Raw genomic sequence first — 15,306 nt, forward strand, 5'->3', positions numbered from 1 at the left:
TTATAATTAATTGAGATTGCATTTATTTCTGAAGCTTCTCTTTTGCTTCTACCACTTTTGAGAAGTCCAAGCCTAGTTCTTCAACCGCTTCTTTAATCAATACAGGGCTTTGCATTACCTGCGCCATCAACGCTTGAAGCTGTTCTTGAGGAAGGCCTAGCTGGCTGATGGTCATCATTGCTGCCAGAGGGTTTTGCGTCAACGTCTGGAAAAGCTCATTAACCTGAGCATCACTGATATTGTTCTCTTTCAACATTGCAAGAATCGGGTTCATCAAATTACCTTTAAACTTAAACACTAAGTAAAACAGACGCGTAGTTTAGCACTTGGTTTTGTCTGTTTATAGTAAGACTTGTCCACCTGTGTGCCAAACTCCATATAACCTGAGTGATTCAGGACTCATTTGCTATTAATTCTTGCTGTGCAGCCAGTTCCGCGCTTAACGCTTGTTTCTGTTTTGACTTGACCGCTTCCCAGCTACTACCGGACTCGATAGCAGACACCCGCTCTTCGTATTTCTTACACGCTCTATCCAGCACTTTGCGAGGGTCAATGCCTTTCTCTCTTTCCAGCGCCTTTAACACGTTGAGATAGTTCCAGAGTACGTCACCAAGTTCATCCTCAAGATAACAGAGACGATCTTCCGCAATCTCTTCACGTACCTCTTCCACTTCTTTTCCAATCGCAACCAGATAAGTCTCTACACCTTTAAACCATGTGTTCGTCAGGTCAAACTCTGACTTTCTTGTTGCTATTGAAAGCAATTCATCGAATTCTTTCATATTCCCTCCATGGAATTACACCACTACTAAAGCACAATGCTTATCTTCTTTGACACGACGTGCAACCACGGCAAGCTGAACGCGTCGTTTGATCCAGTAAACTACGTTGAACTTTACAGTAAGCGTTTTTTAATGCCCGACGTGCTGAGAACCAATCATCGGGTTTAGTTAAGATTAAGTAACCGTTAAATCGCTTCACTAAGTCAGTACGATTGCTCTCAATAAACTGGCTATCGAATTCTATCTCGAAATAGTTCAGTGCCTCTTCAATGCACGCAAAACTGGCGATTTTGTCTTGAATAGCAGTTTGGGTCATTACCCTGCACCTCAGTTGGCTAATTAATCGCAGTCTAGTTGCTATTGGAAGTACTTTCTTTGATTTTTAGTTTCTTATTTAAAGCTGACTACTTGAAGATACGTGGATCGAACGCGAATTCAAGCTTTTCGGCTTTGTTAAAAATGTCTTTCATCTTTGGATGATTAGGGTTTACAACGTAATTTTTATCACGTGGAGATATGGTCGATGGCACTTGTAACGCAGCAAACTCAGGATGAGGATCATTTAAGAACTGGTCACCGATGAATTGCGTCGACTCACTGGCTGGTATCGATCGCCAGGAAATAGGAAGGTCTTCATCATCCAGTGTAGCGACTAAATAATCTGGCATTTCGATACGATACAAATCATATAGTCTTGTAATCGCTGGATCGTTGTTGACGTGGACAAATACCTCAAGTGAGCACAGTGATTCCGATTCAGAAAAGTAAAGCGCTTCAGTCCCTTTTGAGTTCCATCGTCCACCAAACAATTTTGCGCCAATCGGGCTGAATGGGGAATCCGAAAACTTCTTTTGTGTCAGTCGGTAGAGCTTCATACTAAGAGAATACCCCGTGCTCTAAACGCCCTATCAAATCTTTTACGATTTCAAAATCAACCGTCGTCGAAACCATATCTAACGGTCTTTTACCGCCTAAACCGTAGACATTTTCTTTCATCCACTTGAGTGCCCGATCTTCATCGTCAAACAGCTCAGTGGCAAGTTTGAGTAACATAGCCAAACGATAGATCGCATCACTTTCCTGAGTATTGAAACGCTCATCATTTTTTAAACGGCGCTTAATCGTGCTGACAGGAATAAGGGTAACGTGTTGAAACTCATTCTGCGAGAGCTTAACCCGATCAACAATATTGCGATAAACTTTTGGCTCAAAGCCTTTGTGAACCGCATCAGTACGACCAGTTTCGGCATCTTCAATGCCCAGCATAAACCAAAAGTTTGCCTTGTCAGGCCGCTTTGGTTTAAAGCTTTTTAATGCTGCACTTGCCATATTGCGCTCCTTTGGTCCATGTGGCCTTGTAATTATGGTCCAAATGAGCTTGACGATCAATTAGGAATAATAAAGAAACAGGCGGACATCATGTCCGCCTGCTTTTATTGTGTGACAATTAACTAGGTTGTTTAAAGCGATTGTGCGTTCACTCGATTACAAATCAAAACGGTCAGCACTCATCACTTTTGACCATGCGGCGATGAAATCAAGAACGAATTTTTCCTGATTATCATCTTGTGCATAAACTTCAGCGTACGAGCGTAAAATGGAGTTTGATCCAAAGACAAGATCGATTCTTGTTGCTGTCCACTTCACAGCATCCGTTTTACGGTCTCGGATTTCATACTTATTCGCACCTGTCGGTACCCACTTGTATGCCATATCAGTTAAGTTAACGAAGAAGTCATTCGACAAGGTGCCAACTCGATCAGTAAATACACCATCTGCACTACCGCCATAGTTGGTTCCCATTACACGCATACCACCAACAAGCACCGTCATTTCTGGCGCAGTCAGTCCCATAAGTTGAGTACGGTCAAGCATCAACTCTTCCGGTTTAACCACATAATCTTTCTTCAACCAGTTTCGGTATCCATCTGCCAATGGTTCCAGAACGTCGAAAGAATACACGTCAGTCATCTCTTGGCTCGCATCACCACGACCCGGCGAGAAAGGAACCGTGACGTTGTAACCAGCAGCGCGAGCAGCCAATTCAACACCAACATTACCAGCCAATACGATAGCATCTGCGACGCTGCAGCCTGATTCTGATGCGATATTTTCTAGAACAGGTAAGACTTGACTTAAACGCTGTGGCTCATTGCCTTCCCAGTTTTTCTGAGGAGCAAGGCGGATTCGCGCGCCATTAGCACCACCACGACGGTCTGAACCACGGAAGGTACGGGCACTGTCCCAAGCGGTACTGACCATATCAGCGATAGATAAGCCGCTGGCTTCAATCTTGGTTTTGACCGCGTTAACATCATAGCCTGTGCTGCCTGCTGGCGTAGGATCTTGCCAAATCAAATCTTCACTTGGAACGTCAGGGCCAAAGTAACAAGATTTTGGTCCGAGATCACGGTGAGTAAGTTTGAACCATGCACGCGCAAAGGCATCTTCGAAAGCCGCTTGGTCGTTTTGGAATCGCTCTGAGATTTTGCGATAGTCAGGGTCCATTTTCAGTGCCATATCAGCATCTGTCATGATCGGGTTGTAACGTTTCGAGCCGTCTTCAACATCGACAGGCTTGTCTTCTTCAGCAATGTTGACAGGCTCCCATTGATGAGCACCAGCGGGACTCATTTTTTGTTCCCAGTCGTACTTGAACAAAAGATGGAAGTAACCGTTATCCCATTGAGTAGGATGTGTCGTCCAAGCCCCTTCCAGACCACTGGTCACGGCATCACGACCAACTCCGCGAGTCTTGTTATTCATCCAACCAAGACCTTGTTCTTCAAGATCCGCACCTTCCGGATCTGGGCCAAGGTTTCCTGCATCACCGTTACCGTGACATTTACCAACAGTATGGCCACCAGCCGTAAGTGCGACAGTTTCTTCATCATTCATTGCCATGCGTGAGAAAGTCACTCGCATGTCGGCTGCGGTTTTTAACGGGTCAGGATTACCGTCGACACCTTCTGGGTTGACGTAAATAAGACCCATCATTACCGCTGCAAGAGGGTTTTCCAAGTCGCGTTCACCAGAATAACGTGTACCTACACCGCCACTTGGTGCGAGCCATTCTTTTTCCGAGCCCCAATACGTGTCTTTTTCTGGATGCCAGATGTCTTCACGACCGAAGCCAAAACCAAACGTTTTGAAGCCCATTGACTCATATGCCATGTTACCGGCGAGGAGAATCAGATCAGCCCAGCTAATTTTATTACCGTATTTTCTTTTAATTGGCCAAAGTAGTCGTCGTGCTTTATCGAGGTTAGCGTTATCTGGCCAGGAGTTGAGAGGAGCAAAACGTTGATTACCCGTTGAACCACCGCCACGACCATCGGCTATACGGTAGCTACCAGCCGCATGCCATGCCATTCGAATCATCAAGCCACCATAGTGGCCCCAGTCTGCTGGCCACCAGTCTTGACTGTCTGTCATGAGGGCTTTTAAATCTGTTTTCAACGCATCAAAATCTAACGTTTTCAATGCTTCTTTGTAATCGAATTCCTTTCCATATGGGTTTGTTTTGGTGTCATGCTGATGCAGAATGTCTAAATTCAAGGCATTCGGCCACCAATCCATCACTGACTTGTCTGTAGATGTTTGCCCACCATGCATAACCGGGCATTTACCTACCGAACCGCCACTTGTGTCGCTCATAAAGTACTCCTTTGTTAAGGGCACAGAAGCCGCCAATAAAAATATTCACTCGATCAAATGAATAGAAAATATTCATTTATAACAGCGTAGTTCAAACGCCAGATTGCTGTTGGTTTTTTAGTTAGTGATTTTGATGAGTAACCATGTCGAAAATGTTATGCCCAGCCGACTTCTCACCTATACTTTTTATGGGTTTTATACTCGTGGAGGCTTTATGACAATCGCAACCCGATTAGATCAATATCTGACTGATCACAACATTCACTTTCAAACAGTGAATCACAGCCATAGTCATAGCTCGCTTCAAAGTGGTGTATCAGCAGGTATACCTTTGATGAACTTGGCGAAAGCCGTCATTCTTGAGGATCATGAAGGTCATCACATGATGGCTGTCTTACCTGCTAATAACAAAGTTAGTTTGTCGAGATTAAACGACGAATTCAACGCTACCTTCCATCTGGTTAAAGAAAGTATGGTGTACCGACTATTCAGGGACTGTGAACACGGCGCGGTTCCACCAATTGGTAGCCCATATCACATGGCAACTGTCTGTGATGAAAGATTAGCTAATTTGGATCACGTCTATCTCGAAGCGGGCGATCATGAAACATTGATCAAACTCGACAGACAATCGTTCAGAGAACTGATGAACGACTGCAAATATCTAAGGTTTAGTAGCGAGGTTCTACACTAAAGTAACCTCAAAGCCTGTCGTTGTTAGAGTGAAAAAGGCTCTTATTGAATATTCATTAAGAGCCTTATTTTATGTACCGCAGGCCTAACGCACCTTACGCTCGCAAGAATGCATTGGTATCCCTTAGTGCTAGTTTTCCAATAGGTGTTTATTTCGATAAACCCGGGTTGGCCGCCCTACTTTCCCGTGTTCCAAAAACGCCACTAGCTCGCCTTGCTCAACCGCTTTGTCCAGGTAACGGCGAGCGGTACTTTTACTGATGGGCAAATGGTCAGAAACACTGGTAGCGGTATGTTCAATATGAGCATGAGTAAATAATTCAACGACCTGACGATACATAAATGGATCAAGCCCGGCCAAATCAATATGCGTCGTTTTTCCGGAATGAAAAAGATCATCTAATTGAGACTGACGAAAAGTCTCTTGGCTTCTCATGTGAATTTTAACTTTTGCAAATCTCTCTAAGCTTTCCGTCAAACGCGAATAGTCAACGGGCTTAACCAAATAATCGAACGCACCGAATCGATGCGCTTTTTGAACAGTAGCCGCATCATTTGCAGCCGTCACTAAGATACATTCTGGCCTGTGCTCGCTATTGAGCCAGCGATAAACTAAATCAACGCCCAGACCATCAGGAAGATAATTATCGACAATAACCAAATCAGGCTGAATCCTTTCAACCAATTGTTGTGCAATATGGATACTGGAAGCGATACCCACCACCTGATATTGATCAACGAGTTCGACAAAGTGGTGATGAAGCTCAGCAATATTAGGGTCATCTTCTACGATGACGACTTTGATCATGAGATCTCCTTGGGAAAATACACGGTGAATGCGGTTTCTAACTCGTCGCTATCAAGTTCCATATGACCAAGGCCTTGTTCAACAATTGAGCGGACGATATGCATGCCAACGCCATGTTCAGATTTAGTTTCCTTAGTGGTATAACCAAGCTCACACAGGGTATCGAGGTCACTTTTGACCATCGGCCCATTGTTGATAACTTGAATTGTATACTCAGCCGCACATTCTGAAATATGAATATCGACACAACCACCATCACCGTCTCGACCTTTCACCGCATCTAATGAGTTTTGCGCTAAGTTACCGATCAAGCCACACAGTTGCTCTTCTGACAAACGTTTAGAAAGATGACTTAAATCGCTTTGACAGTTGATGCGAAACAAAGTGCCAGCTTCATTTGCTTTGCTTGCTTTAGCCAAAATCAAAGCCGATAACGCAGGTCGATTTTGTAGAGAATGTAAAGAATCCAGTTGTGACTGACTCGCTTTAGCTTGGGACAAACATACAGACAATGCTTTGTCATAAGCCCCCATCTGCAATAAACCTGAAATAGTTGAAAGCTTATTTTGATATTCATGCCGAGTGACTCTCATGCTCTCCATGTATTGGTTTACCTGACTGATTTTCTCAGAGAGAACATGCATTTCATTTTGATCGCGCAGACTAAACACAGCGCCATAAGGTTCACCGGCAGAGGTCCGCAGTGTCACTCGGTTAACCACCAAGTTTTTTCCATTCACACGAATTAAGCCATTGATGTAATCTTCTCCTTCAAGGGAGAAGCTGCCCGGATTATCAATACGGTCTAAAAATACCTCTCCGCGCATATCGTTATAGTTGAGCATTGAACGAGCAGAGTCATTAATGAGGTACAAATGACCTTCAGAGTTTATCGCAACCAGCCCTTCATACGTGGCTTCTAACACCCCCTGATACGTCTTTAATGCCTGTTTAAGCTGCCATGGTTCCATCTCCTGCATCTGCTTCCTGACATAGTGTGAGAACTTCCAGGACAACCAAATACAGATACCGACTGCGCCACATCCGAACACAAGCAAGGGTAAGAGTCGTTCGCTGGTCCAAAGATCGAGTGTATCAATCAGGTATCCGACTTTTATCATGCCAATAATCTCACCATCACTGGATAAAATCGGTGAAATATAACGAATGGATGGACCTAATGAACCTACACCATAAGACAGATAAGACTCACCACTCTCAAGTGCTTTTTCAATATCGCCACCAGTGACATGCAGACCAATTCTGTTTTCGACTGGGTGAGCCAGCCTGATACCGTCTCGATCACTCACGGTAATGAAATCCGCATCACTCACCGCCTGTACGGCCGTTATAATATCTGAAACCGCATCAACGCTGCCAGACTGAACTGCTGCCACGAGACTCGGTAACTGAGACAACTGCTGAGACTGCACTTGAGCACGCAAACTGATTTGCTGAGTAAGAATTTCATCCAACTGGTAAGCGCTGTAACTCCACCAGCTCAACATACCGAAAAGCATAACGCTACTAAGTAGTGCGGCCAGTTGTTTGGTGAAGGAGAAAGAGGTGAACGACACGACGGTATTCCTAAAGTTTGAGTGGTTCAAGCTTACCGCAAGTATGGGCAAATTATTGGCTCTGGCACAAAAAAATTTTGAGCCAGGTCTCAATGATGACTTTTATGATTTTTATTAATTTAATGCGTTTATTCTCAATTCATTTTCAGCAATAAGTTGCCGCAACATGCAAGTTAAATAAATACTCAGACAACTCGTTCAGAGAATTGATTTTCCTCAGTTTTCTTATACATCCAAACATTATGATTAGCCAAAATGAAACTTGGAGATGGATGTATGAATAATTCCAAAATGAAAATGATTCTACTGGTGGCGATAGGCTGCATATTGTGGTTTATCCCAACACCAGAAGGACTTACCGATCAAGCATGGCAGATGATGGCGATATTTGTCACCACTGTACTCAGTTTGATCCTTGCCCCATTGCCACTTGGCGCGATGGCCTTAACCGGATTAACAGCAGCAACACTACTTGGTGTATTACCAATTAAAACGGCACTGACTGGTTTTGCTCACCCTACTATCTGGATGATTGCAGCCGCGTTCTTTATCTCGCGTGGTTTTATCACCACTGGATTCGGACGTCGAGTTGGCTACTGGTTTATCTCACGATTAGGCCATAACTCTCTTGGTCTTGCGTACGGTCTGGTATTAACCGATTTGCTCTTTGCTCCTGCGACTCCGAGTACAACTGCACGTTGTGGTGGCATTATCTCACCTTTGTTCCGTTCTGTTGCCAGTGCGTATGACTCTGATCCGGAAAAAGGCACAGAAAATCGAATTGGTGCATTTTTAGTTCAATGTATTTTCCAATGTAATGCGATCACTTGTGCGATGTTCCTGACCTCAATGGCGGGTAACCCTCTGGCAGCTAACTTTGCAAAAGAACAAGGTGTCGAGATTACGTGGGCTGGCTGGGCAGCAGCGGCTATCGTACCTGGGCTACTGTGTTTATTCCTTATCCCGCTAGTTATGTACTTAGTGTTCCCACCTGAGTTGAAGAAAACTCCGGAGATGCGTGAGATTGCTCGTCAAAAACTAGCAGAAATGGGCAAGATGACGCGTGATGAGATCATGGTCGGCATTACCTTCATCGGTATGGTGACACTGTGGGTACTTGGTCCAACATTAGGCATTCATGCGACCGTAACCGCATTGTTGGGTTTAGTGTTCTTACTTCTTACCCGTACTATTACATGGGATGCCGTACTTGGTGAAAAAGAAGCATGGCACACCATCACTTGGTTCGCCGTATTAGTGATGATGGCAGCTCAACTAAATAGCCTTGGCTTTATCGGCTGGTTCAGCCAATCAATGAGCGAGTCCTTATCTGGCTTCGGTTGGGTCACGACCCTCGTCGTTCTCTTGCTGGTTTACTATTACAGCCACTACCTGATGGCAAGTGCCATGGCTCACATCAGCGCCATGTATTCTGCTTTTCTTGCTATCGCGATTTCTGCTGGTGCTCCACCTATGCTGGCCGCTATCGTATTGGCTATTTTCAGTAACCTTTACATGTCAACGACTCACTATTCATCAGGTCCTGCACCGATTCTGTTTGGTGCTGGTTTCCACACTCTGCAAAACTGGTGGAAAATTGGTTTCATCTTCTCACTCATCGTTATCCCAGTCTTCATCTTCGTGGGTGGCGCATGGTGGAAACTACTTGGCCTTTGGTAACGCCTTCATTTACCTCTAAAATAAAAACCGCCTTCATTGGCGGTTTTTTATCCATTCACGTTTAACAGCAACTCATACACACCAATCCGCTTGGAACGATCGAGCATATCAAAGTCATGATCCAAGTAATGTTTTAATTTTGCACCGGAACGCTCCGCTATTTTTATGCTTGCCAAATTGTCTTCTAAGCAGTGGAACTGGATCGAATGAGCGTTTCCTCTTTCTTTAAGGTAATGAATAAGCACAAGCAGAACCTGATCAATAACATTATGGCCTCTCCCCTGATCCGCCAACCAGTAACCCACTTCTGTTACCCGGGTTTCTGGATGAACCCCTTTCGACCCAATAACACCTGTAAAACGACCATCAAAGTAAATAGCAGCCCAATATGCATCAACAGCGTTAGTGCTAACTCTTTGAGATATGTAGTGACAAGCTTCTCGTCGGTTTGTGACAATATCGGTCCAAGGCAAGTAACCAGCAAGCCTCTTGCGATTGGTATTCACTACGTCTAGCAGTACAGAAGCGTGTTTTTTGGATAATGGTTCTATCGATATTCGGTCTGATACCCAAAAGCGTTGCTGTAATTGTTCTGTTCGAAACATAGGAGCCTTTATTTCTGTTCTATCAACGTAAAAGGTGTTAACTGTTTTTTATCCACGTAGTGCATCCACACGTGTTCATAGAGTTGATGCTGATTGGCAAAGGGCGCTAATTGTTTCGCTTCATCTAGCGAGCACCAGCGATAGTCCGTATGCTCATGATTCAGTGTGACACGTTGGTTAGGAACACAGAAAATAACAAAGCAAGGGATCACCATTATTCGGTTCTTTTTAGCTTCATAAAACTGCTCCAAAAAGTCGGCCGTGTGGAGCTCTACTTCTTGAATTTGCGTCTCTTCTTTGAGCTCTCTGAGAATGGTTTGCCAACCCTTCTCTCCTTCTTCGACACCGCCAGCGACGTGACACCAGTAACCACCTTTGACACGTTTTAATAACAACATTTTCTGAATGCCGTCGATTTCTGAGATGACTACGCCTGATACATGGGAAGCTTGTATTGGAATCATGGCTATACCTTCAGCGCTATGTTCATATTTTGTTGTCGTACTGCTCAAAAGTCAGTAAACACATTTATCGGTGATGAATGCTTAATTGATTATGTAAATACATTCTTATTTTATCGGCGGATATGTTTTTATCTAGTAGATTATTTTGATCATTTAGTATGTTAAAGTGAGACCTCACGCAACAAATGAGCACTCGCATGTCTAATTCATCAAGCACCATGATTCCCATTGGTGTGCGCTTTATGGTTCTTTCTGCCTTTGGTTTCGCCTTAATGTCTGCGACAGTGAAACATGTCGGCCAATACGGTCTTCCGGTCTTTGAGATCGTGGCAGCAAGGGCACTGGTTTCTCTGATAATCAGCTACTTAGACGTCAAACGTAAGCGTATTTCAATCTGGGGAAATAATAAACGCTTGTTACTCACACGCGGTGCAGTCGGCACGGTAGCACTGATATGTGTTTACTATTCAGTAACGACATTACCTTTGGCAGAGGCGACTATCTTCCAATATATTCACCCCGCTTTTACGGCCTTACTCGCAGTGTTTTTCTTAAAAGAGCGCATTCAATCTTCGACATTCATTTGTATCGCCTTATGTCTACTCGGCGTGTATGTCATGATACGTCCTGAATCCGGAGCCTCAGCAGAGAACGTACTGCCAACGCTGAGTGTTGCTGCTGCTATTACGGGTGCGCTGTGCAGTTCTGTCGCTTACGTGATCGTAAGAAAACTCAGTCAGACAGAAGACAGTTCCGTTATTATTTTTTACTTCCCATTGGTCGCTCTACCTACATCCATTTTATTAATGGGTGATAACTTCGTTATGCCAGACCTTTACCTGACCGTCATGCTGGTATTGATTGGTATCTTTACACAAATCGGTCAGTTGGGAATGACCAAAGCGATGCAAACTCAGGAAGCGGGCAAAGCGTCAGCGTACTCTTATATTCAGATTATCTTCTCAGGACTCATTGGTATTGTGATCTTCAATGAACTGCCTTCGGTCTGGACTTATATTGGTGGTGGTTTAATAGTGACTGGCGCACTGATTAACGCGTTTGGCCGACACCTGCGATTGCCCTTTTTAAGCCGAAGCGCATCGTAAATGAGATAACGACAAAACTCGCAGCCACTGAATGACAGGCAAAAAAATGCCAACCACAATGCTGTGATTGGCGGTATGTATATGTGAACAATTGGGTTCACTAACAACGTCAGTTGGCTAGGTGACCCTCGGCTTAAAAAGGGTCACTTTATACATAGCACTATCTATGCCAGTTATTGCTCATGCAACATGTGCCTGATATTCAACCAAGTTTATTGAATCGACATCAATAGCGATAATTTGCTTAAGCATTTTGTTGCAATTTGCAAAGCAAACTTAGCATTTAGCAAACAGAAACCATACTATCGTTAAGATTGTTAAAAACAAATCAGGAGGCAATGTTGAGTTACTTACCAGAGCTTGTCATACGGAAGGTAAATCAAATTCAGAACCACTAGCGCGGTAATAATAAGAAAAGTCAATTGCATCCCCTTCACGCGCCCTTTAAAACTCTGTTTAAGAATGCCTCTGGCGTGAATCATTCGTCCAATAACAAATATGACACCAGTCAGGTGAATCCACACCGGTTTTGCACCATTGAACTCCAATAACGCCATTAGAATCAGAGTAATTGGGATATATTCACTGGCATTACCTTGCGCAGTGCGCACTATTTGAAGCGCTTCTACCCCACCATCGGCATAGGCAACCTTATTGACTCGTCTTTGCTTGATGACTTGGATAGCCAACCAGACAAGCAGTACAGCTAAAACACTGGCATAAAGAGCGGTGATCATATCTGTTCCTTTTTATGAACCTGACAAAATGTAACCTAAGTATACTCAAGTTACATTTCTATGCTGCGCGCAAAACCTAGTGAGTTAATCCTTGAACGATCGCAGTAAAACCGCTGACAAAACACAACAAAAGCGCACCAGCACGGATTTTTTCTTTCGGCAGAGACTGAGTCGTTTTCATTGCCAACCAGTAACCAAGTGCAGCAGCAGGTAACAGTGGAAGCGTAAGAATCAGATGGTGTAGTGTAAAAAAGCCTGCAGGAATCTGGACGATAAGCGAAATGATCGAACTAAAGACAAAGAAAGCTGATAGGTTACCGCGTAACTGATTGGCTTCTTGATGTTGTAACAACAATGCCATTGGCGGCCCTCCAATCGCCGAACTGGTGCCAAACAACCCAGAAAAGAAACCAGCTAACGTCATGCGCTGCGGTGTAGGCTCAATTCGAAATGGCAGCACACTCACCAGAACGGCAAACAGCACCAGCGCACCAATCCATAATGTGAGTGCTTCCGTAGATACAAAGAACAGCATAACTCCACCAGCAATAGAACCTGGAATACGGCCGATCAACGCCATTTTTAAACCGCCTATTTCAACACTGCTACGATGCTTCATCACATTCATCAATGAAATAAACAGTGCAACCAAACAGATAGGTGCAGGTACATACTCTGGAGACCAGATAATCAGTAGAGGTGCAGCAACAATCGCCAAGCCAAAGCCAATTGCCGTTTGAACATAGGAACCCAAGAAAATGAGTCCTATTGCTACCGGGTTTATTGTGTCGAATTCCATCGAGATCATTCTTATATTTAACGGGACAACAGAAGCTAGCCACGTACTTAACGGTGTTTGGCAAGCTTAACGTATGTAGCATTCATTAAAGTCGATTAAAATACAACGTATATAAGTGCTTACGTAAAGGTGCTTGGATAACTTCGCTGCCCTTTTATACATCTTCTTTTATACATTGTAAGAGCAAGACTGCCGTTGTTCATGACTTCCCAAGTTTAAGTAGGAATCTTCCGACAATGGAAATAAATTAATTATTTCAATGTATTAAGAAAAATAAGCAAACGCCGGCACCCTTGACCTGACTGGTCAAATTGTACACGATCAGGTCTGTTTTCTAACACCTGATGACCTCAAATTATATGACTTCTAACCCTTCCTTAAATACCCGGTGGTTACTCAATTTTCCTAAAGATAGGCGAGTTGATATGGCAAACGTGTACATCGAAACCATGGGGCAGGATCTCTCTTTGCTGCAAGAGTTATTGGAAGTCTCCCCCATAGGGATAGCTTCGACTTTAACCGTAGTCCACAAGATAAAAGGTGGCACTATACAAATAGGTTTAAAAAAAATTAGTCAAATTGCGAGAACGGCCGAAGCGCTTGGCAAGTTGGAGTCACCTGACTATCCAAATGCTTTGTCCATTCTGGTGAAAGAGATTCAGCAAAGTATCACAGATGTTCAGGACTGGAAGCTTCAAAGCATCAAGAAGCCAACATCGACGAAGCTGTATTGTTACTAGCATTGTCAGATATTCCAATATGTTCATCTCATTAATTACGTTTGACTCCTAGAGGATAGCGCTTATGTCTCTTAATCTTGATACGTGTAAGATTCTGATCGCCGATGACTCGAAAATCATTACGAGTTGCATCACATCTATTCTTAGTCAATCAGGGAAGAATGACATTTACTGTGCTCATACCCCTTGTGAGGTTATCAATTTGTGTCAGCAAATGGATTTTGATCTCATCATCAGTGATTACAACTTTGAGGCACCTATCAATGGTTCCCAGCTACTGGAAGAATTAAAACATACAAGAACGCTGCCTGCGCATACCACATTTGTGTTTCTCACCAGCGAAGATAATCCAAAAGTTGTCAGAACCATCGCCGACAGTGAAGCTGATGACTACTTATTAAAACCAATAAACGATAAAAGCTTTTGTGATCGTTTATCAGCAGTGATGAAGAGAAGAAATACTCTTTTACCCATTTTTGAAAAACTTCAGGCCTTCGATTTTGCAGGAACGATTGAAGCCAGTAACGCCTTACTTCCCGCTCACCCAGAATATGACGTTTACATTCGAAAATGGCGTGCAACTGCCATGGTGAACAACAAACAATTTGATCGCGCGCTTATAGAATATGAACAACTCAATAACGAATTCGGTCTAGACTGGATGAAGGTTGCTCTTGCCAATACTTTGATAAAAAGCGAAAAGCTGGATCAGGCACGTCAGGTGCTGGATACCGTTCACAACAAACAGGGCAACCCCTCTTATCACGACGAGATGTCAAAAATAGCCGTTGAAAATGATGATTTCCCAACCGCCCTTAAACACTTAAAACAATCCATCATGTTGCTTGATTCCGGTGCTGAGCGCGAATTGGTGATCACCAACTTGTCGTTGGCGAACGAGTCATACGACGATGCTGTCACTTACATTCAGCGTTATTACGAAAAGAATCTTCACACGTTCAGAAATGACATTTATACAAAACTCAACTTTACGCGATGTTATCTGTATCGTGCTCTGGATAACCCACTGAGCGTCTGTTTCAACAGCTTATTGTCGGGGCTGAACCCGTTAATCAGTGATATAGAAAATGACAGCCAGTTAAACACGCATTCTATTTTACTTTCTGCACACATTGCTCTCATTAGGGGAGATCTCAGCACGGCAAAATCCAACGTCAAGCAGGTATTGTATGCAAAAGATTTAACGCACTTCTACGACCTTTACCACCTTTGTATGCTGCTTGAGCGTTGCTCATTATTAAATGAGATGGAACTGATTTTACCAAGAGCGCGCGCTTCGATTTCTGAATTGCAACACCCAAGTATTCGTCGTAGTCAGATCCATATGTTGAAAAAATTAGAATTACGCTTACTTGAGGCAAAGGCCAGAGTCGATGTGATAAGAAAACAATTGTATGCGAAGTACAAGCTACGCGAGCATGTGCAAAATGGTCAGAGCACTCAGGCGGTAACCACTCTCGCTTAGCGACAACAAACTCTCACAGCGCTATTGAAAACAATTTAAATCAGGCCATTAATAGACATTTAATGGCCTTTTCCTTCTTTGTCGATCGCGTTTCAACAACGTGATTATTTTCAATATTAAGCCCCCTTTATAGAGGTGAATTTCATTTTTTGAAAATGTCATTTTCCTTCAC

The 15,306-nt window shown here is 43.5% G+C and carries 17 protein-coding genes; 5 read left to right on the top strand and 12 right to left on the bottom strand.

Annotation, left to right across the window (positions count from 1 at the left end; all coding sequences use genetic code 11):
• Window positions 1-22: 22 nt before the first annotated feature.
• From ACWYU8_RS05990 to katG, 6 genes are all read right to left on the bottom strand, one after another.
• The gene (locus tag ACWYU8_RS05990; RefSeq protein WP_457518007.1) at window positions 23-274 is read right to left on the bottom strand and encodes a DUF2999 family protein; all 252 of its coding nucleotides are present in this window, start codon (window positions 272-274) and stop codon (window positions 23-25) included.
• A 118-nt stretch (window positions 275-392) separates the two neighbouring features.
• Window positions 393-782: a MazG nucleotide pyrophosphohydrolase domain-containing protein gene (locus ACWYU8_RS05995; RefSeq protein WP_457518009.1), complete on the bottom strand. Its 390-nt coding sequence runs from the start codon at window positions 780-782 to the stop codon at window positions 393-395.
• Window positions 783-822: 40 nt separating this feature from the next.
• On the bottom strand, window positions 823-1,098 hold the full coding sequence (locus ACWYU8_RS06000) for a nitrogenase-stabilizing/protective protein NifW (RefSeq protein ID WP_457518011.1): 276 nt from the start codon (window positions 1,096-1,098) through the stop codon (window positions 823-825).
• A gap of 88 nt (window positions 1,099-1,186) precedes the next feature.
• Window positions 1,187-1,657 carry an RES family NAD+ phosphorylase gene (locus ACWYU8_RS06005; RefSeq protein ID WP_457518013.1) on the bottom strand — a complete coding sequence of 157 codons (471 nt, stop codon included), beginning with the start codon at window positions 1,655-1,657 and terminating at the stop codon, window positions 1,187-1,189.
• Between the two features lies 1 nt (window position 1,658).
• Window positions 1,659-2,111: a type II RES/Xre toxin-antitoxin system antitoxin gene (parS, locus tag ACWYU8_RS06010; protein ID WP_457518015.1), complete on the bottom strand. Its 453-nt coding sequence runs from the start codon at window positions 2,109-2,111 to the stop codon at window positions 1,659-1,661.
• Window positions 2,112-2,267: 156 nt separating this feature from the next.
• On the bottom strand, window positions 2,268-4,439 hold the full coding sequence (gene katG, locus ACWYU8_RS06015; protein ID WP_457518017.1) for a catalase/peroxidase HPI: 2,172 nt from the start codon (window positions 4,437-4,439) through the stop codon (window positions 2,268-2,270).
• Window positions 4,440-4,653: 214 nt separating this feature from the next.
• On the opposite strand from katG, the gene ACWYU8_RS06020 reads away from it, so the two are divergent.
• The gene (locus ACWYU8_RS06020; protein ID WP_457518019.1) at window positions 4,654-5,133 is read left to right on the top strand and encodes an aminoacyl-tRNA deacylase; all 480 of its coding nucleotides are present in this window, start codon (window positions 4,654-4,656) and stop codon (window positions 5,131-5,133) included.
• A 129-nt stretch (window positions 5,134-5,262) separates the two neighbouring features.
• On the opposite strand, the gene ACWYU8_RS06025 is transcribed toward ACWYU8_RS06020, so the two are convergent.
• Together ACWYU8_RS06025 and ACWYU8_RS06030 are read right to left on the bottom strand one after the other, a co-directional pair.
• Window positions 5,263-5,940, bottom strand: a complete 678-nt coding sequence (locus ACWYU8_RS06025) for a response regulator (protein WP_457518021.1) — start codon at window positions 5,938-5,940, stop codon at window positions 5,263-5,265.
• Window positions 5,937-7,517 carry an ATP-binding protein gene (locus ACWYU8_RS06030; RefSeq protein WP_457518023.1) on the bottom strand — a complete coding sequence of 527 codons (1,581 nt, stop codon included), beginning with the start codon at window positions 7,515-7,517 and terminating at the stop codon, window positions 5,937-5,939. Before ACWYU8_RS06030 ends, ACWYU8_RS06025 begins: the two co-directional genes overlap by 4 nt.
• A 276-nt stretch (window positions 7,518-7,793) precedes the next feature.
• Between ACWYU8_RS06030 and ACWYU8_RS06035 the strand changes: the two genes are divergently transcribed.
• Window positions 7,794-9,197 (top strand): DASS family sodium-coupled anion symporter, encoded by a 1,404-nt coding sequence (locus ACWYU8_RS06035; RefSeq protein ID WP_457518025.1) that lies wholly within the window; start codon window positions 7,794-7,796, stop codon window positions 9,195-9,197.
• A 47-nt stretch (window positions 9,198-9,244) separates the two neighbouring features.
• On the opposite strand, the gene ACWYU8_RS06040 is transcribed toward ACWYU8_RS06035, so the two are convergent.
• Complete coding sequence (locus tag ACWYU8_RS06040; RefSeq protein WP_457518026.1) at window positions 9,245-9,802, bottom strand: GNAT family N-acetyltransferase; 558 nt, start codon at window positions 9,800-9,802, stop codon at window positions 9,245-9,247.
• 8 nt (window positions 9,803-9,810) lie between these two features.
• The gene (locus ACWYU8_RS06045) at window positions 9,811-10,266 is read right to left on the bottom strand and encodes an NUDIX hydrolase (RefSeq protein WP_457518028.1); all 456 of its coding nucleotides are present in this window, start codon (window positions 10,264-10,266) and stop codon (window positions 9,811-9,813) included.
• Window positions 10,267-10,463: 197 nt separating this feature from the next.
• Between ACWYU8_RS06045 and ACWYU8_RS06050 the strand changes: the two genes are divergently transcribed.
• The gene (locus tag ACWYU8_RS06050) at window positions 10,464-11,372 is read left to right on the top strand and encodes a DMT family transporter (RefSeq protein WP_457518030.1); all 909 of its coding nucleotides are present in this window, start codon (window positions 10,464-10,466) and stop codon (window positions 11,370-11,372) included.
• Between the two features lie 350 nt (window positions 11,373-11,722).
• Here the strand turns inward: ACWYU8_RS06050 and ACWYU8_RS06055 are convergent, their stop codons facing one another.
• Complete coding sequence (locus tag ACWYU8_RS06055) at window positions 11,723-12,109, bottom strand: MAPEG family protein (protein WP_457518031.1); 387 nt, start codon at window positions 12,107-12,109, stop codon at window positions 11,723-11,725.
• 76 nt (window positions 12,110-12,185) lie between these two features.
• Window positions 12,186-12,908: a sulfite exporter TauE/SafE family protein gene (locus ACWYU8_RS06060; protein WP_457518033.1), complete on the bottom strand. Its 723-nt coding sequence runs from the start codon at window positions 12,906-12,908 to the stop codon at window positions 12,186-12,188.
• A 425-nt stretch (window positions 12,909-13,333) separates the two neighbouring features.
• Here ACWYU8_RS06060 and ACWYU8_RS06065 point away from each other — a divergent pair, with 425 nt between their 5' ends.
• Entirely contained in the window at window positions 13,334-13,648 is a 315-nt protein-coding gene (locus ACWYU8_RS06065; RefSeq protein WP_457518035.1) for an Hpt domain-containing protein, read from the top strand.
• Window positions 13,649-13,712: 64 nt separating this feature from the next.
• Window positions 13,713-15,134 (top strand): response regulator, encoded by a 1,422-nt coding sequence (locus ACWYU8_RS06070; protein ID WP_457518037.1) that lies wholly within the window; start codon window positions 13,713-13,715, stop codon window positions 15,132-15,134.
• Window positions 15,135-15,306 lie beyond the last annotated feature (172 nt).

Source organism: Vibrio limimangrovi, from assembly GCF_054064025.1.